General features: G+C 61.5%; 18 protein-coding genes. 5 read left to right on the top strand and 13 right to left on the bottom strand.

The features are described 5' to 3' along the window. Positions 1–80: 80 nt before the first annotated feature. The 6 genes from AC2YB9_RS08695 to AC2YB9_RS08670 form a co-directional block, all read right to left on the bottom strand. Entirely contained in the window at positions 81–590 is a 510-nt protein-coding gene (locus AC2YB9_RS08695) for a flavin reductase family protein (protein ID WP_487268473.1), read from the bottom strand. A 72-nt stretch (positions 591–662) separates the two neighbouring features. Then, the gene (gene acnA, locus AC2YB9_RS08690; protein WP_487268472.1) at positions 663–3365 is read right to left on the bottom strand and encodes an aconitate hydratase AcnA; all 2703 of its coding nucleotides are present in this window, start codon (positions 3363–3365) and stop codon (positions 663–665) included. 163 nt (positions 3366–3528) lie between these two features. Then, complete coding sequence (locus AC2YB9_RS08685) at positions 3529–4212, bottom strand: RDD family protein (RefSeq protein ID WP_487268471.1); 684 nt, start codon at positions 4210–4212, stop codon at positions 3529–3531. A gap of 7 nt (positions 4213–4219) precedes the next feature. Then, positions 4220–6775, bottom strand: a complete 2556-nt coding sequence (locus AC2YB9_RS08680; protein WP_487268470.1) for an SCO7613 C-terminal domain-containing membrane protein — start codon at positions 6773–6775, stop codon at positions 4220–4222. A 21-nt stretch (positions 6776–6796) separates the two neighbouring features. Continuing rightward, positions 6797–8005 carry a class I SAM-dependent RNA methyltransferase gene (locus AC2YB9_RS08675; RefSeq protein ID WP_487268469.1) on the bottom strand — a complete coding sequence of 403 codons (1209 nt, stop codon included), beginning with the start codon at positions 8003–8005 and terminating at the stop codon, positions 6797–6799. Then, a complete protein-coding gene (locus tag AC2YB9_RS08670) occupies positions 8002–10008 on the bottom strand; it encodes an APC family permease (protein WP_487268468.1) in 2007 nt (668 codons plus the stop codon). Before AC2YB9_RS08670 ends, AC2YB9_RS08675 begins: the two co-directional genes overlap by 4 nt. A gap of 68 nt (positions 10009–10076) precedes the next feature. Here AC2YB9_RS08670 and AC2YB9_RS08665 point away from each other — a divergent pair, with 68 nt between their 5' ends. Together AC2YB9_RS08665 and AC2YB9_RS08660 are read left to right on the top strand one after the other, a co-directional pair. Next, the gene (locus AC2YB9_RS08665; RefSeq protein ID WP_487268467.1) at positions 10077–10739 is read left to right on the top strand and encodes a potassium channel family protein; all 663 of its coding nucleotides are present in this window, start codon (positions 10077–10079) and stop codon (positions 10737–10739) included. Continuing rightward, the gene (locus AC2YB9_RS08660) at positions 10740–11402 is read left to right on the top strand and encodes a potassium channel family protein (protein WP_487268466.1); all 663 of its coding nucleotides are present in this window, start codon (positions 10740–10742) and stop codon (positions 11400–11402) included. It abuts the gene before it with no gap. 6 nt (positions 11403–11408) lie between these two features. Here the strand turns inward: AC2YB9_RS08660 and AC2YB9_RS08655 are convergent, their stop codons facing one another. Genes AC2YB9_RS08655 through dut form a run of 4 tightly spaced genes read right to left on the bottom strand, consistent with a single transcriptional unit; the run spans position 11409 to position 13609 of the window. Beyond that, positions 11409–12047, bottom strand: a complete 639-nt coding sequence (locus AC2YB9_RS08655) for a DUF3159 domain-containing protein (protein WP_487268465.1) — start codon at positions 12045–12047, stop codon at positions 11409–11411. Next, on the bottom strand, positions 12044–12397 hold the full coding sequence (locus AC2YB9_RS08650; protein WP_487268464.1) for an OB-fold nucleic acid binding domain-containing protein: 354 nt from the start codon (positions 12395–12397) through the stop codon (positions 12044–12046). The genes AC2YB9_RS08655 and AC2YB9_RS08650 overlap by 4 nt, the downstream gene beginning before the upstream one ends. Positions 12398–12434: 37 nt before the next feature. Beyond that, positions 12435–13133 (bottom strand): DUF3710 domain-containing protein, encoded by a 699-nt coding sequence (locus tag AC2YB9_RS08645; protein ID WP_487268462.1) that lies wholly within the window; start codon positions 13131–13133, stop codon positions 12435–12437. Continuing rightward, on the bottom strand, positions 13133–13609 hold the full coding sequence (gene dut / locus AC2YB9_RS08640; protein WP_487268461.1) for a dUTP diphosphatase: 477 nt from the start codon (positions 13607–13609) through the stop codon (positions 13133–13135). The genes AC2YB9_RS08645 and dut overlap by 1 nt, the downstream gene beginning before the upstream one ends. A gap of 53 nt (positions 13610–13662) precedes the next feature. On the opposite strand from dut, the gene AC2YB9_RS08635 reads away from it, so the two are divergent. Together AC2YB9_RS08635 and AC2YB9_RS08630 are read left to right on the top strand one after the other, a co-directional pair. Next, complete coding sequence (locus AC2YB9_RS08635) at positions 13663–14157, top strand: DUF3093 domain-containing protein (RefSeq protein WP_487268460.1); 495 nt, start codon at positions 13663–13665, stop codon at positions 14155–14157. Next, a complete protein-coding gene (locus AC2YB9_RS08630; protein WP_487268459.1) occupies positions 14138–14599 on the top strand; it encodes a DUF4235 domain-containing protein in 462 nt (153 codons plus the stop codon). Before AC2YB9_RS08635 ends, AC2YB9_RS08630 begins: the two co-directional genes overlap by 20 nt. Here the strand turns inward: AC2YB9_RS08630 and AC2YB9_RS08625 are convergent. The 3 genes from AC2YB9_RS08625 to AC2YB9_RS08615 form a co-directional block, all read right to left on the bottom strand. Next, entirely contained in the window at positions 14596–14895 is a 300-nt protein-coding gene (locus AC2YB9_RS08625; RefSeq protein ID WP_487268458.1) for a DUF4193 domain-containing protein, read from the bottom strand. The genes AC2YB9_RS08630 and AC2YB9_RS08625 overlap by 4 nt on opposite strands. A gap of 63 nt (positions 14896–14958) precedes the next feature. Beyond that, positions 14959–15756, bottom strand: a complete 798-nt coding sequence (locus AC2YB9_RS08620) for an inositol monophosphatase family protein (RefSeq protein ID WP_487268457.1) — start codon at positions 15754–15756, stop codon at positions 14959–14961. After that, positions 15753–16793, bottom strand: coding sequence for a ferrochelatase (locus tag AC2YB9_RS08615; protein ID WP_487268456.1), 1041 nt, complete (start codon positions 16791–16793; stop codon positions 15753–15755). Before AC2YB9_RS08615 ends, AC2YB9_RS08620 begins: the two co-directional genes overlap by 4 nt. 57 nt (positions 16794–16850) lie before the next feature. Between AC2YB9_RS08615 and AC2YB9_RS08610 the strand changes: the two genes are divergently transcribed. Next, positions 16851–18035 (top strand): MFS transporter, encoded by a 1185-nt coding sequence (locus AC2YB9_RS08610; protein WP_487268454.1) that lies wholly within the window; start codon positions 16851–16853, stop codon positions 18033–18035. Positions 18036–18054: the final 19 nt, after the last annotated feature.

The raw sequence follows: 18054 nt of genomic DNA, 5'->3' as shown, positions 1-18054 counted from the left end.
TCCATCCATGCGGTGAACGATTCAGTCTACCGGTCGTCGCCGAACGGTCCGACGCATCACCACACTACGGCTCGTTCGGACTATGTGCAGTCCCGGTAGCGGCCGCGAATGTGAGCCATTGCATCGGAATCGGCGAACTCAATGTGTTCGATGGCCGCTTCAACGAGTAATGCCCAGCCGAGATGGCGCGGTTCGCCGGACGTGATTCTGGCGCCGACCCAACCGGCTGCGCTGTCGAGCACCGGGCCCCACTCGCTCTGTTGCCAACTGCCCAGCGTGAAGGGTCCGCCCGGGGCCGGCGCGACGCCGCCGAAAACATCGGCGAGGTGGGCATCGGTAAGTGCCAGCAGATTGACCGTCAACACCGAATCGAGCACATCGGCAAGATCGGAATCCTCGTCGATCAGCCCCGCGACCATGCCGGGCTCGCCGTCGGCGATCAGCATCGAGGAGACCGTGAGCCCACGCCGTCCGCTGCCCTCGCCCGCGGCCCAAATCGTCACGGGTGCAGGCACTCGTCCGCGCAAACGACGCAGCGGATCGCGTTCGTCGTCGGGGGGAAGAAATGGATGCTCCGAATGGATTGTCATGCTCGCAGTCCCTCCTTCCCGATCGTGTCCAATAGCTAACCCCGTGGGACCGACGTTTCGTCAGCGGGTTGGTTAGCCGAGCAGGCTCCGCAATGCGTATTGCAGGATCCCGCCGTGGCGGTAGTAGTTGGCCTCGCTCGGCGTGTCGATTCGCACCAGCGCGTCGAACTCGATGCTCGGTCCGGACGCCGGTGTCGCTTTCACGTGCACCGTCTTGGGCGTGCGGCCCTCGTTGAGTTCGGTGATGCCGGTGAAGTCGAAGGTCTCCTCGCCGGTCAGTCCGAGCGATTCGGCGTCGGCGCCTTCAGGGAACTGCAGCGGCAGAGCGCCCATACCGATCAGGTTGGAGCGGTGGATGCGCTCGAATGACGTCGCGATAACAACCTTGACGCCTAGCAGCACGGTGCCCTTAGCGGCCCAGTCACGCGACGAACCCGAACCGTATTCTTTGCCGGCCAAGACGACCAGCGGGACGCCGGCTGCCATGTACTGCTCGGAGGCTTCGAAGACCGTGGTCACTGGCGTGTCTTCGACCATCAGATTGCGGGTGAAACCGCCTTCTGTTCCCGGTGCCATCTGGTTACGCAGGCGGATATTCGCGAACGTTCCGCGGATCATCACCTCATGGTTGCCGCGGCGTGAGCCGTAGGAGTTGAAGTTGCGTGGCTCAATGCCGTGCTCGGCGAGGTACTTGCCAGCCGGACCATCCTTCTTGATCGCGCCAGCGGGCGAAATGTGATCGGTCGTGACCGAGTCGCCGAGCTTCAACAGAACACGCGCACCGGTCACCTCGGTGACATCGGTCGGCTCGACCTCCATCCCGTCAAAGTAAGGCGCCTTGCGAACGTAGGTCGAGGAGTCTTCCCAAGTGAAAATCTTGCCCTCAGGCGTCGGGAGAGTCTGCCAACGCTCATCGCCGGCAAACACATCGGCGTATTCCTTCTTGAACGTCGCCGAGTCGATCGACGAGGCGATAACCTCTTCAATCTCCGCAGGCGTCGGCCAGATGTCCTTCATGAAGACGTCATTGCCGTCCTGATCCTGGCCCAGAGGGTCGCGGTACAGGTCGACGTCCATCGAGCCAGCGATCGCGTAGACGACCACGAGCGGCGGCGATGCAAGGTAGTTCATCTTGATGTCGGGGTTGATGCGACCTTCGAAGTTACGGTTGCCCGAGAGCACCGAGACTGCGGCGAGATCGCCATCGTTGACCGCCTTGCTGACCTCGGGGATGATCGGTCCGGAGTTACCGATGCACGTGGTGCAGCCATAACCCACCAGGTTGAAGCCAAGTTTGTCGAGATATGGCGTCAGGCCCGAGCGGTCGTAGTAGTCGGACACAACCTTGGAACCGGGTGCAAGCGTCGTCTTGACCCACGGCTTCGTGGTCAGACCCTTCTCAACTGCCTTCTTGGCCAGCAGCGCCGCGCCGATCATGACCGAGGGGTTGGACGTGTTGGTGCAGGAGGTGATCGCGGCAATCGCTACGACGCCATGATCGACTTCGTACTCGGTACCGTCGGCACCCACAACCTGCTGCGGATTGCTCGCTCGGCCACCATCGGTCGGGGCCTCGGTGTAGTTGGCAAGTGCGCTACGGAAGCCTTCCTTGGACTCGGTCAGCGATACCCGGTCCTGGGGACGCTTCGGGCCCGCGATCGACGGCACAACGGTGCCGAGATCGAGCTCAAGGTATTCCGAGTAGCGCGCTTCCTTGTCAGTGTCATGCCACAGACCCTGCGCTTTGGCATATGCCTCGGTGAGCGCGATCTGTTCTTCGCTGCGACCGGTGAGACGCATGTACTTGGTGGTCTCGTCGTCGAGCGGGAAGATGGCGATCGTGGAGCCGTACTCGGGGCTCATATTGCCCAGCGTTGCTCGGTTGGCCAACGGCACAGCGGAGACGCCCGGCCCGTAGAACTCGACGAACTTGGCAACGGCGCCGTGGTTACGGAGCATCTCGGTGACCGTCAACACGAGGTCGGTTGCGGTGGCACCTTCGGACAGTTCGCCGTGCAGCTTGAAGCCGACGACGCGCGGGATCAACATCGAAATCGGTTGACCGAGCATGGCGGCCTCGGCCTCAATGCCGCCGACGCCCCAGCCCACGACGCCAAGGCCGTTGACCATTGTCGTGTGCGAGTCGGTGCCAACACAGGAGTCGGGGTAGGCGACCGTCTTTCCTTCATGATCTCGGGTGAACACGACGCGAGCAAGATGCTCGATGTTGACCTGGTGCACGATGCCGGTTCCCGGCGGCACGACCTTGAAATCATCGAAGGCGCCTTGGCCCCAGCGGAGGAACTGGTAGCGCTCCCGGTTGCGCTCGTACTCGATCTCAACATTGCGCTCGAAGGCGTCCGGCGTGCCGAAGACGTCCGCAATGACGGAGTGATCGATAACCATTTCAGTCGGTGCGAGCGGGTTGATCTTGGCCGGATCTCCACCGAGATCGGCCATTGCCTCACGCATCGTGGCGAGGTCGACAACGCATGGAACACCGGTGAAGTCCTGCATGATCACGCGGGCCGGAGTGAACTGGATTTCTTTGCTCGGTTCGGCGTCGGCGTCCCAGCCGGCTAGCGCTCGAATGTCATCGGCAGTGACGTCGGCACCATCCTCGGTGCGCAGCAGGCCCTCGAGCAGGACCTTGAGGCTATATGGCAGCGAATCGACATCGAGCCCCTCCCCCGTCACCGCATCAAGTCGGTAAATCTCGTAAGACTTATCACCGACCTGGAGTGAGTCTTTGGCTTCGAAGCTGTCGACGGACATATGAGTCTCCTTGATTTCGCGTTCGGGTCCATCCTGCCCAGCACCATCATGCGCCGGTCGCTCAGGTTTGCCTAACCCTGCTTTCAATGTCTCTTGACATCAAGATACATCCAATTGAGACAAACTTCCACTCCCGCAACGACGAGTCGTGCAGTTCTGTGGTTCAGAAGAAGTCCGGGAAATGAAAGAACAACGGCCAATAAAAGACGACATAATTGGCCCCGACCGCGACTACGCCGAGGACACCCACGACGGCTAGGTACTCAAGTATCGTGCGGCGGCCCGGCGCCAGTTGCGAACCCTCACCAGTTGCTGTCTCAACCCGCGTGCGGGCCAACACATCGGCAAGGCCACGGCGCGACTGCAGAACGATGGGAACAACAAGCACGATCAGCGCTAGGTAGGCCGCTCCGCCGAAATGCCAACTTTCGGGCGTCAGTCTGCGCAAAACTGTCGGGAGCCCGATTGGGATCGCGGCAACAGAGAGATCGAGAAGCGCGACCATGACGAGACCGCGAACGAAGCCACGGGCCGCGCCGGTCGGTTGGCCATCCGCCACATCGACAACGCGGAGCCCGACCCGATGTTTGCCGATCGAATGGCCGCGCAACCCTTGGCGTATTCCGTTATTCCACAGCAGGAAGACCTCACCAAAAATGAGGCCGGTCAGAATCAGCCCATCGGACAGTCCAATCTCCCAATAGTTCTTGCCATCACCGAACAGGTCCACGAGCCCGTGCGCGATTGTGAAAACCACCGCGCCGGAGGTGAATGCCCCGCAAAACAGCAACGCGTCCTGAAGCAACGCCGCGCGTCGCATGCTGCGGATCGACTCGAGTTGTGTCATGGGGTCCCTAACGCATTGCTTTGACATATCCAACGATCGCTCGGCCGTCACGCATACGATCTTCCCACGTGATGCCCAGTCCCAGCAGGATTGCACTCACGACGGCGATGAGCGCGACACGGGGTGCGGCATTTGCGTACGGGCCGATATTGAACAGGACCAACAGAACGGCAACCGACACACCGGCGACGAACGGCGCCTGCCAACCCAACCGAACGCCGACGCCCAATGCCACAACCGCGCCGATGCCCAGTATGAGCGCACGCAACCCGACCGGGTTGGCAAGCGCTTGCGGCAGGCTCGGAAGCATCGACAAGGCAAGTCCGGCGCCGAGATAAATCCAGGTGCTACTGGTCGGGTGCTTCCGAATCGTGAATAGTCCAATTGCGAGCGCTGCCACTCCGAGCGGCAATGTGTAGGCCTCCACGAAAGTGAAACCTTGATTGACGATCAGCAGCAGGTAGGCCACGATCAGCGCCGCGATGCCAGGTCCGACATACCAACGACGCGATACAACAGCCGATCCGAGCGCAATGAGAACCACGCCGGCGATCGTCCACCGCGCCGACAGTTCACCCGACGATCCGGCCCACACTAATGCTGTGAGAGTGCCGACCGCGCCGACGATTTCCAGCGGAATTCGTGCGATGTGTGTAGTCAGGATCAAATTGGCTGCGGCGATCAGCGTCAGGCCGATCCCAAGAGCTACGAAAACACTGACCGACTGGGTGCCGTCGACCATCTCGACGACTGCGGTGCCGGCGCCGATGGTCAAGATTGCAGCGACTGCGGAATAGCCCATCCGTAGCCATATTGGCCCATCCACGAAGACGAACCCGGCCAGCAATAGCGCAGCAATGATCCACGCGACACTCGACAGACTGGCATTTGACAGCGCCAGCAATGCGCCGCCGGACGCGAGGATTGCCCCGACCGCTCCGAGCATCGGTGCAGCCGACCTGAGTTGGGCTATCAGCAGCACTCCGGCCGCAGTCAGTAATACGGCAACAGCGACCCACACCGGGAGCCGGCACAAAACAACTGCTTCAGCTAGAGCAATCCCAGCGGCCGGTGCGAAAAGCCAAGTGGAATCTGGAAAAGTTCGGCGCCATTCGGGCCACCGTGGCACGGCCCACACGACCGTGAGCCAGCCAGCAAGCACCGCCAGCACCCACCACCAATCAGTCCGCACCGTCAGTTGCGAATCAAGGCGGGCATCCCAGGCCCCTGCCCAGCTCTCGTTGACCGCACGACCAGCGACGTCGACGACATCACCAAGCCACATAATCACGATGGTCACGAGTCCGATGAACAGCGGCACGGCCCCGAGCCGTAGGCCACGGACCCAATCGGATGTGCCACGCAGCGCTGCCACCGCAAGGATTGCGGCGAGCACGCCAAACACGACCCAGACGCCCTCTGGGTACCACTCATCGGCGGCCGGAGTCATGATCAGCGCACTCAACGCAACGACCGCAAGCGCGACCGCCGGGATACGCACCTGCCGAACCACGGCCGCCACAACGATCGACGCTCCGGCCATGAGCAACATCGGCAAGCCATGACGCTCGTCGACGAGTTGACTCAGCGCCGAGTGGTCGAGGAGTTCAACGAGTGCAACGCCGTATGCGAACAGGAAAAACAACCCGACAAGGATTCGCGCCGCGATCGTCAGCGCGCGGATGTTGGCAGGTCGTGTCGCCAGCGCCAGAAGCCCGGCCACTATGAGCGCGACGAAGGATCGCCACGAAAGGTCCCAGTCATCACCGATAGCAGCGGACCCGATGCCAGCGAGCGCAATGCCGATCGATCCGGCGATCGCCGCGGTAACCAGATCGGTATGCAGCCGTGGTCGGGCAATGAGAACGATGAGAATGGCCAGACCAGTTAAAACAACGCCCCAAATAACCCACGCCCACGGCAGACTTATTGCACCGAGCCCAGCCATGCCCTCATATCGAGCCGCAAAGAAGTCGAGCGTGAGTAGGGCGAGAAAAACCGTCCACACCGCTTCGGCTGAAGCCCGCAATGTGCGCCGGGTGACCCAGAGGGCCAGCATCCCGATGACGACTGTGACCGCACTGAGAATCAATGTGCGCCCGACCAGACCCAGGTTGTCCCAGGATTTGGTGACAAAAATGAAACCCGCCACAATCAGGCCGAATGCGCCCAACGCCAAGATGATGGTGCCAACCGACCAATTGCGCTCTGCGCGCGGCGGAGCCGCCGGAACCGGGCCACCGGCACGCGGATAGCTGGGATAATGCGTTGGCTGGGCAGAAGCTTCCGGTGCCGAAGGAATGGGCGCGGCCTGTTGATTGACCGGCTGCGGTTGCGGCTGCTGCGGTTGCGCGCGCTGCGGCTCAGGCGGAGCTTGGGCTGCCGACGACGCGGCCGTCGACGTGCTGCGCGCCTGCAACAACAAATCGTCGGCCTGTAACAAGGTCTGCCACAACTGACGGACGGCAACTGAGGTTAAGTCGAGTCCACACGTCGGGCAGTGCGATTCTCCGCTAATGCGGTGCTGGCAATCTGGGCAAACGTGCGGATTGGCAAATTGCATACCCCCACCCTGTCGGCTAGGTCAGTCCCTGACAAGGACCGCAACGCACTCCACGTGCTGTGTCATGGGGAACAGGTCAAATGCGCGAATCGAGTTGACCTGATATCCGAGCGTTGTGAACGTCGCGATGTCCCGAGCCAGCGCGGCTGGATCACAGGCGACATAGGCAATCGCACGTGGGCGAAGCGCTGCGATGGGTGCCACGACCGCCTTGGCACCGGTGCGCGGCGGGTCGAGCACGACAAGGTCGAGCGCATCCCCCATTGTTCCGGCCGCGAGCGCCGACTCGACCGGCGCCGGAATTAAAGTGACCTGCGATTGGGCGTGCAGGTTGCGGCGTGCGTCGCGCGATCCGCCGGGATCGGCTTCGACGCTGAACACCGTGCCGGTAGTGCCAACGGCAGCGGCGAGGAAAGCGGTGAACAGACCGACGCCAGCATAAAGATCCGCGACCCGCTCGCCCGGCCGCACCTCGAGCGCGGACATAACGGTGTCCACCAGAACCGAGGCAGCTTGCGGGTGGACCTGCCAGAACCCGGAGCCGCTGACCCGGAACGAATGCTCGCCGACGTGCTCGGTCACCGAGGCTTTGCCGCGCAGGACTTTCCCGGCCGTCGTGACCATGCTGACCGGGCCGAGTTTAGGCAGCTTGCCACGATTTTCCTCGATCACGACGAGTTGATCATCCTGCGACGAGACCACCGCCTCGAGCGAGTCGGCCTTCCACGTGTGATCAAGCACCGCGGGCAGCCGGTCGCTGGCGATAAGGCACTTGTCGATTGGGACGACATCGTGCGAGCGGTGCTTGCGAAGCCCCGGGCGACCGTTGCGGTCGATCGTGTAGGTCATACGCGTGCGCCAGCCAAGGTCGTCGGGCTGCACCGCTTCCACGACACCGTCCCAGTCGATACCGGCCAGGTGGCGCAGTTGTTCGCGTACAACATCGCCGAGCAGTTTTCGCTGAGTGGCGGGATCGATGTGCTGGAAATCGCAGCCACCGCAGACACCGGCGTACTTGCACGGCGGGTCGACCCTTCCGGGTGCTGCCTTGATGACCTCGACCGCGTCGGCACGCAGGAATCGCTTGTTGCGTTCGGTAATGACGATCCGGACCCGTTCACCCGGCAACGTATGCCGAACAAACACGACCTGGCCATCCAGATGCGCAATGCAATGCCCACCGTGGGCAATGCGTTCAATCTCGACGACCGGGCCAGGCTGCTCAGTCATCGGCTCCCCCGCGGACCACGCCGCACGTCGCCAGCGGCTGAACGTTCTTTGAGCGCCTTGACCTGTTTGGCCGACCGCAACTGGAACGCAACGCTCGTGACCATGACGCCGGGTGTGAACAGGAGGCGCCCCTTGAGCCGCAGCGCGGTCTGGTTATGCAGCAACTGCTCCCACCAGCGACCCACAACGTACTCGGGGATGTAGACCGTGATGACGTCACGTGGGCTCGCCTTGTGGAGTTCCTTGACGTAGCGCACCACCGGCCGCACAAGTTCGCGATAAGGCGAGTCGATGACCTTGAGCGGGATATTGATTTCAAGCTCGTCCCAGCGCTTCATGAGCGCTTCGGTGTCGGCGGCGTCGAACTTCACCGAAAGCGCCTCAATGGTATTTGGCCGGGACACCCGCGCATACGCCAATGCCCGCATCGTGGGCTTGTGCAATTTTCCGACAAGGACGATCGCATGTACCCGCGACGGCAAGATCACATCCGTGTCATCAATCTCGAGTTCGGCCGAAACCCGCTCGTAATGCCGGTTGATCGCCAACATCATGACGAATAACAGCGCCATCGCAATGATCGCAATGTAGGCACCTGCCAAGAACTTGGTGATCAGGACGATGAACAAGACCGTGACCGTCATGGCCAGGCCGAAACCGTTAACGATCCGTGACCGGAACATGCGGCCGCGTTCGGCTGGGTCAGTTTCAGTTGCCAGGTGCCGGGTCCAGTGTCGGATCATCCCCAATTGGCTTAAAACGAATGAGACGAACACGCCAACGATGTACAACTGGATCAGCTTGGTGACTTCGGCGTCGAAAACCTGGATGAGCACAATCGCGCCGACAGCAAGTAGGACGATGCCGTTGCTGAACGCAAGCCGATCACCACGGGTGTCCAACTGCTTGGGCAGGAAGCCATCCCGAGCAAGAATCGAACCCAGCACGGGGAAACCATTGAATGCCGTGTTGGCGGCAAGAACCAGAATCAGGCCGGTGCAGGCAACCGTGAAGTAGAACATGATCGGCAAATTGGCGTAGATCGCCTCGGCCAGTTGGCTGATGACGGTGTTCTGTTCATAGCCGGCGCCGATCGCCTTGCCGTTGAGCAACAATTGACGTGCCGGATCCTCGACATAACGAAGGTCCATGAGGTCGGCCAGCACGACGATGCTCATCAACATCGCGATCGACAGGGTGCCCAGCATCAGCAGCGTCGTGGCCGCGTTGCGGCTCTTGGGCTTGCGGAACGCCGGTACCCCATTGCTGATGGCTTCGACGCCGGTCAACGCCGTACAGCCCGAGGAAAATGCCCGCGCCAACAGAAACACCATCGCGACGCTCGAGACGGCACCGGAGAACTGTTCGGCCGGAGCGATCTCGTACACGGAACTTGCGGCCTTCGGCAGTGTGCCGAAGGCTTCGCGAATATAGCCCCAGATACCCATCGCGATGATCGCAAACATGAACGCATAAACCGGGACCGCAAATGCCTTGCCCGATTCCTTAGTTCCACGCAAATTCATCGCCATCAAAGCGAGCACGAGGACGCTAGCTGCGGTCGCTTCATGGCCATTGAGCCACGGCAGCGCCGAGGACGCGTTCTGGACGCCTGAGGAGATCGACACGGCCACGGTGAGCACATAGTCGACCAACAGCGCACTCGCGACGGTGAGGCCCGCCTTGCGGCCCAAATTGACCGTCGCGACCTCGTAGTCGCCGCCGCCGCTGGGATAGGCATGGACGTTCTGCCGATAGGAGGCAACGACGGTCAACATGACCAACGCAACGCAGGCACCGATCTTCCAGTTGAACGCATAGGCCGACATACCGCCGAGCGATAACGTCAGAAAGATCTCATCGGGGGCATAAGCAACCGAAGACAATGCGTCGCTGGCAAAAATCGGCAGAGCCAGTCGCTTGGGAAGAAGTGTCTCCCCCAATTGGGTACTGCGGAGTTTGCGACCCACGACGGTACGTTTTGCGATGTCGGCTATTCCCACGGCCACGATGCTAGACCCCGCAGACGTCATCGACACAATCTCGGTGTCGGCGGTGTAGCGTCTCCTGCGTGCACATAGTGATCATGGGCTGCGGACGAGTCGGCGCGCTGCTTACGCGAAGCCTCGAAAAGCGCGGCCACACGACCGCCGTCATCGACACCGACCCGGAAGCGTTTCGGCGTCTCGGACCAAATTTTTCCGGCGTCACGGTCGTCGGTGTCGGATTCGACCGCGAAGTCCTCATCAAGGCCGGCATCGAGCATGCGGATGCATTCGCGGCCGTGTCGAGCGGCGATAACTCGAACATCATCTCCGCGCGCGTCGCGCGCGAACAGTTCGGAGTCGGCAACATCGTCGCCCGCATCTACGACCCGGGCCGCGCCGAGGTCTACGAACGTCTCGGCGTTCCCACAGTTGCCGTGGTGCCTTGGGCATCCGATCAGGTCCTGCGCCGTCTGCTGCCCACCGGTTCAGAGCCGACCTGGCGCGATCCTTCGGGCGAACTCCGACTCGATACGGTCTACGCGCCTACTGCGTGGATCGGCCGTTCCGTGGCAGAACTCGAACGTCAAACCAAGGTCCGTATCGGCTTTTTTACCCGACTCGGCGGTGGCCAGATCGCGCGCGCCGACACCGTGATCCAAGAGGGTGACTTCCTTGCTGTGTTCATGCGCGAGGACGAAGCCCACGACGTGCATCAGGCCCTCGAGGCCGGGCCGGAGGAGAACTAGATGAGAGTCGCTATCGCCGGCGCTGGTGCAGTGGGCCGCTCGGTTGCTCAGGAGTTGCTCGAGAACGGCCACTCGATCCTGCTGATCGACAAAGAGCCCTCGTCGATCCGTTCCGAATCGGTGCCCGACGCGCAATGGCTGTTGGCCGATGCCTGCGAACTTTCCTCATTGGAGGAAGCGCAACTCGAAACCTGTGATGTTGTTATCGCTGCGACCGGCGACGACAAGGCCAATCTGGTCATCTCGCTATTAGCTAAAACAGAGTTTTCGGTGCCGCGCACTGTCGGCCGGGTCAACCACCCCAGCAATGAATGGCTCTTCGGTGAATCCTGGGGCGTTGATGTCGCGGTCTCAACGCCACGGCTGATGGCGTCGCTGGTCGAGGAAGCGGTCACGGTCGGCGACCTCGTGCGGTTGTTCACTTTCCGTCAGAGCGAAATAAATCTCGTCGAACTGACGATGCCGGACGATTCGCCATTCGTCGGCAGGAGCGTGCAGGAGGTCAAGTGGCCTCCTGATGTTGTTCTCGTGGCCATTCTGCGCGACAACACGATTCAAACGCCCGACGGTGACCGCTCGCTCGAGGCCGGCGATGAACTTCTGTTCGTCACGCCTGCGGCCTCCGAGGATGCGCTTGGGAATTTGTTGTCGCCGAAGCACTGAGTCAGTTCAACGCTCAACCGGGGTCTTGTCACGGCCGAGCAACCATGCCATCGCGGCGAAGCTGGCAACTTGAAGTGGCCAGCCGAGCGCAATCTTTGCGGTTCCCAGCAGTGCGACGTGTTCGCCACTCCACAGCGGATACTGGATCAGCACCCGCAGGATGCAGGGTGCCGCGAGGACCCAGGTGAGCCGGTTGCACAGTCGCACCATCGCCTTGTCCACGTGCCACGCGGTTGCATCGCCCGTGACGCTGCCAACGAGGAAGCCGAGTACGGGCCACCCAACCAAGATCGACAAGATCAAGACGACCGCATATCCACCGTTATAAAGAATTCCCGGCAGGAAGGCGTCCTCGGCCCGACCGGAGCGGGTGGCGAAAACGGCGGCAATCGCGATGCCGACCAGCGCATTCACGACGAATTGTGGATTGCTGCGTTGCAGTAGGCGAGCGAGCAGAAGCGCCACTGCCGCACCAATACTGATGATGAGTGCAGGTTTAAGGTCGTGGCCAATGATCCACGCCATGGTGAACGCAATTGTCGGGACTGCGCTTTCGAGCACTCCGCGCCGACCGCCAAGGGCCTTTGCGAGTTGGGCTCGAACGAGGTGCTCTACCGTTTCAACATTATCGGTGTTGTCGGTCATACGCCGAGTTCGTAACGCGGGTTATAAATCACACGTTCCCCGCGGCGGATCCCGAGTCGACCGAATGCGGTCAATTGTCGGCCCGGTTCGATCCCTTCAATGCGGCGCCGGCCGAGCCAGACAAGCGTCACGCTCGCGGAGCCGTCATATAACTCTGCTTCGAGCGCTGAGACGCCGTTGTTAGGTCGATGCGTGACTGATCTGAGCACGCCGTGAATCGACACCGGCTCGCGCGTTGGCTGCGTAGCGATTGGTGAACAACCAGCCCGTGCGGCGTCCTGTTTGAGTTCGCCTGCCTCGTCGTCGACCGTTGTCAGTCGACCGATGGTCCTGCTGATGAGTCCGCTCATGCTTCAAGTCTAGGCATGACCAAACTTATTCGCCGACTTAACCCTCATCATCCGGGCGGATAATTTCGCCGTCATCATCGGTTTGGAAAACTTCGGCTCCGGCCGGGAGCGTCAACGTCAGTGCCTCGCGCGGCATCATCGGTTCGCTACCGCGGACCACGATCGTGTTGCGTAGCGCATCGATCAGGACGCCCTCATCCTCGGGTTCGAGGCCGGCGTTGCCGAGCAACGTGGCACGTAGGAACCAGCGCGGACCCTCAATGCCGAGGATGCGACTGGGCTGGAATAGATCCGGTTGATCGGGCACGGGAACGCGAATCCTGATCTCCGCGCCGAAGACGCCATCGGTGGCTTCATACTCACCACCAAGCTTCTCGACCTCTTCGATCAGATCGGCGCGAATCTCTTCCCACAGACCGCCCGATCGCGATGCCGCGAAGGCACGCAACTCGATTGCCGAATCCTCGGTCATGAGCACTGCCGAACCGATGATGTCGCTGTCGCCGTCGGTGGGCAGTTGGAGATTGAAACCAACTTCTCCCTTGATGACGAGCGCACCGAGATCGATGTAGGTGGGGTCATCGCCGGGCGACTTCTCACTCACATCCCATGGCCCGTTGGCGCGCACGTCGACCGCCAGCGGCTCTGGTGTCTGGTCGACCTCAGTCGTCACCTCGTCCGCGTCGTCGTCTGTCTCGTTGACGGCTTCGTCCTGTGTTTTCCGACGTATACGCATCAAACACTCTCCCTTTGTTCGGATATGTCGTTCAAGCTGCGGTGGCCGCCCGTGGAACCATAGCCGCCGGCGCCACGAACTGAGTCGGGCAACACTGTCACTTCGGCGAACTCGGCATGCGCGACCGGTTGGATAACGAGTTGCGCGATGCGGTCGCCACGGGACAACCGAATCGGCTCGTGCAGGTCGTGATTGATGAGTAAGACCTTGATCTCACCGCGATAGCCCGCATCGATAGTGCCGGGCGTGTTGACCACCGAAAGCCCGTGCCGTGCGGCTAGGCCCGACCGTGGATGGACAAATGCGGCAAAGCCGTCCGGCAGCGCGATCGAGATTCCCGTTGGCACGAGCTGCCGCTCCCCCGGTTCGATGCTGACGTCGAGGCGCGAATGCAGATCCGCGCCAGCGTCCCCTGGATGGGCGTATGCGGGCAGCGGAATCGTCGGATCCAGCCGGCAAATCTGAACATCAACCACGCGATCGACCCTACCCGTTGGATCCACGCTGTCGGGTAGTGCAGTCTTGACCCGTGACGAATTATTCCGAGACGCTCCGCCCTTCGGCCGGTTGGTGGCTACTCGTGGTCGGCTTCGCAGTCAGCACCGGCTGGATCTTTCTCGTGGTCTCCAACTGGACTGTCGGGACCGTCGTGGGCATTGTCAGCGCAGCCGCACTGGCCGTTCCGCTCTGGATCGCCGGCTCGCTTGAAATCGAAGTGCGCGGCGGAGACTTACTCGCCGGAGGTGCGCGGTTGCCACGAGCCGCGGTCGGGGCAGCCACCGCGCTGGACCGTGAGGTGCTCCGTCACACCCGAGGTGCCGGCGCCGATGCCCGCGCGTTCTCCCGCATACGTTCGTATGTTCCGACCGCCGTCAAAGTCGAGGTCAACGACCCCCGCGACCCGACTCCTTACTGGCTCGTATCGACCCGCCGCCCGGATGCACTAGTTGCATCACTGGCCACAGCGGACAAGGATCAGCGTCAACCGATCGGAGAAGAACAGCGTGTCGAAGAAGAGCAGTAAGAAGAAGGGCAACAAAGCTCCCGCCGCCAAGAAGATCAAAACAAAGCAGTCCACCAAACAGGCCTGGAAGATGATGGATCGCGCGTCGACCATCGCCGCCGCTCTCGTCGCCCAACGGATCACCGCAGCGTCGTGGCGTTTGGCCACGGGCAAGCAGCCGCCCACGAACGCGAAACACCCCGAGGTCACCAACGCCGAAGCGGTCGGCTGGGCGATCGTTGCTGGCGCGGGGGTTGAACTCGTGAAGGTGCTGGTGCGGCGCAGCACCGCGAACTACTGGATCAAATCGACCGGGAGTCTACCGCCGGGCATGAAGCCACTCAAGACGCCCGAAGCAACCGCGCGGCGCGAGGCCGCGCTGGCCGCCAACCAGAAACCGGCCGCTCCTCCAGTGGAGGAAACGACCGGTAAGCGGGCGAAGCGAAGGTCCCGTAGGTCCTAAAAATCGCAATCGCGGCAAATCATCTTGCCGTTCTTCTCCGACGCCAGTTGGCTTCGGTGATGGACGAGGAAACATGAGCTGCAGGTGAATTCGTCGAGTTGCTTCGGGACGACCCGCACGGCGAGTTCTTCGTGCGAGAGATCGGCTCCGGGTAGTTCGAACGATTCTGCTGCTTCGGTTTCGTCTACATCGACCTTGCCTGAATTTTTCTCATGCCGACGAGCCTTGAGTGCTTCAATGCTGTCTTCGGACTGTTCTTCTTCAGTCTTCCGGGGTGCGTCGTAATCGGTAGCCATGGACCCTCCTTCTGTGCGATGCGACCGGCGCGATTGTGCCACATGTTGAGGCTTCAAGCACACTCAGAAGCCACAAGCGTGCACGAGGGCGAAAAATTCCTTCGCGATATCGGCCCGCGCGGCCATAACAAGCCGCTCATTCGGGATGCCGTCCAACCCATCAAGAATGATGCCCGCTTCAGTCGCAATGAGTCCACCGGCGGCTAGATCCCACGCTTTCAAGCCTTGTTCGACATACGCGTCATACATCCCTGAAGCCAATCCGCACAGGTCGAGCGCTGCCGAGCCCGTGCGCCGTATGTCCCTGACCTGCGGGAGCATGACGGCCGCGGCCGCGGCCTGATGTGCACGAACCGACCGGACATAGTTGAAGCCGGTGGCAACGAGCGCGTGATCGAGTTGCCCGCCACGGGGTGCCGCGAGCCGTGTGGACTCCGAATCGGTGCGTTGGAATGCTCCAGCACCGCGGATCGCCGTGTATTCGGTGCCGTTTGCGATGTTGATCACATAGCCGACCTCAACCCGCCCATTGATCGATGCCGCGATCGACACCGCATAGAACGGGAGACCATAAACAAAGTTGACCGTGCCGTCGATCGGATCAACGATCCAGTCAACTCCCGAGCTACCAATCACATCGGCACCTTCTTCACCGACAAACCCGTCCTGGGGTCGAGCAGCAAGGATTTCTGCCCTGATTCGGCGCTCGCACTCCTCGTCAATTGCGGTCACAACATCGGTGGGGCTCGACTTTGTGGCCGCAACCTCGACACGACCACGAGGCCGGGCATCAGCTACATAGCGGGCCGCCATACGACCCACCTCTTGCGCAAGTGTCATCAGTTCGTCGGGAGCAGTCACGAAATCGTCGACCGTTGGGCCCGGGGATTGGCGCAGCAGTTAGCTGGACACACATCGTGATTTGCTCCTAGATTCCCCACGGCGCATCGTTCGACCTGCTCGCCGCGTTCGATCGCGGCACGCTCTAGGAGCAAATCACGCACCATCGCGACGAAATTCCGATGAGTGCCCGGCGTTGCCACCCGGACGAAGTCCATGCCTAACTCACTGGCTGTCGCGGCGGCCTCGGTGTCAAGGTCAAAAATGACTTCCATGTGATCGGACGTGAATCCAATCGGCACCACCACGACCGACCGCACACCGTCAGCGTGCAATTCGCGCAGTCGGTCATTGATGTCGGGCTCGAGCCACGGCATTGACGGTGGCCCAGAACGCGAACAGTAGGCAAGACTCCAAGACTTCGTGCCAGTTCGCTCGGCAACTTGGGTGGCCACCTCGAGGTGTTGACGCTCATACATGTGCAACCCCGGCCCTCCGCTTGCCGCATTCATCGAATCGGGGATCGAGTGGGTCACGAAGACCACATGGGTTCCTGCTGCTGCACCGTCGAGTGCGTCGGCAGTGGCTTCGGCGAACGGCCCGATGAAACCTTCGTGATTGAAATAGGTCCGGGTCCGGTTGAGCTCGATTGTTGTCGGCTCGGCCGCAGCAAAGACATCTTCGCGATACTGGCGACAACCCGAATAGGACGAGTAGGCGCTGGTCACAAAGCACAGTGCTCGGGTGATCCCATCGGCTTCCATCTGTGCAAGAGTGTCGGCGAGATAGGGATCCCAGTTGCGATTTCCCCAGTAGACGGGAATGTCCACCGCATTCTCGGCGAAGTCGGTGCGAACCGCAGCCAGCAGTTCTCGGCACTGGTCGTTGATCGGCGATCGGCCGCCGAATAAGTAATAGTGTTCACCGACCGCTTCGAGCCGGTCGAGTGGAATACCCTTTCCACGAGTCACGTTCTGCAAGAACGGCACCACGTCGTCGGGTTTCTCCGGACCACCGAAGGACACAAGGAGAACGGCGTCGTACGGACTGGGATTCATAACCCATATTTTGCCATCAGCACATTGCGCACATCGCCTACCCCGGGAAGGAGTCCTGTGCTTGAGCCATATCGACGCGTTCTGTCGCTTCCCGGAGCGCTCGCGTTCAGTGCTTCGGGACTCGTAGCCCGCTTCCCGTTGTCAATGACCGGGTTCGGCATCGTGCTCTTGATCTCGGCTCGCACGGATTCCTATGCCTTGGCCGGCACGGTCTCGGCCGCCTATGTGCTCGCAGCTGCGGTTGGAGCTCCGACCCAAGGCCGGCTTGCTGATCGCTTTGGCCAAGCGGTCGTCCTGCGATGCGTCGGGATTGTGTATGCGGTTGGTATCGCACTCTTGCTAGTTGCCATCGAATTGCGGTGGCCAACGCTCTCGATTCACCTTGCCGCGATGCTGGCTGGCCTGGGTTCGGCCCAGGCCGGATCTATGGTCCGAGCCCGCTGGTCGCATACGATCACGGACCGTTCGCAACTGAATTCGGCGTTTTCGGTCGAAGCGATCTTGGACGAGATTGTCTTCATGGTCGGCCCGGTTGCGGTGACCTTTCTCGCGCTCAACGTGGACGAGATCAGTGGGCTGGTCGCGGCCGCAGCAGCCGCGCTCATCGGCACGTTTCTCCTCGCCGCGCAACGTCGCAGCGAGCCGCCACGGTCCCAACAAAAGGCGGGTTCGCGCGAACCGCTCGGCTGGGGGTTGCTCGGGCCGGTCATGTTCGCCTCGAGCGGCCTCGGAGTCCTGTTTGGTTCGACCGAGGTCATCGTCGTGGCGTTTTCAACCGAACTCGGGCAACGCTCGGCCGCCGGACCAATCCTTGCCGTGTGGGCTGGCGGCAGCTTGCTGGCCGGCATCCTTGTCGGTGCGACGTCGCTGCCAGTGAGTCCGGTTCGTCAACTGCGGTTCTCACTGCTTGGACTGACGCTGCTGTTCATCCCGTTGCTGTTTCTCCAATCGATTGGTTGGCTGGCGCTGGGTATATTTCTGAGCGGCTTCATGATCTCGCCGACCTTGATCGCAGCCATGAATCTGATCGAGTTGTATGTGCCGCCGTCGCGACTCACTGAGGGCATCGCGTGGACGTCCACTGGCATGGCGATCGGTGTCGCACCGGGTGCCGCGTTCGCCGGTTGGCTTATCGATCGGTCCGGCGCATCGGCAGGCTTCTGGGTGCCGTTGATCGCCGGTGCGTGCGCGACGATCGTGGCGTGGTCGGTCAACCCGCCCCAACGTCCGGTCCGGGGTTAACGCACCGCCCCGTTCAGGC

The sequence above is a fragment of the Aeromicrobium changchenzhani genome, assembly GCF_057586615.1.
Note: the sequence above shows the minus strand (reverse complement) of the source record. Positions and strands in the feature narration are given on the sequence as shown.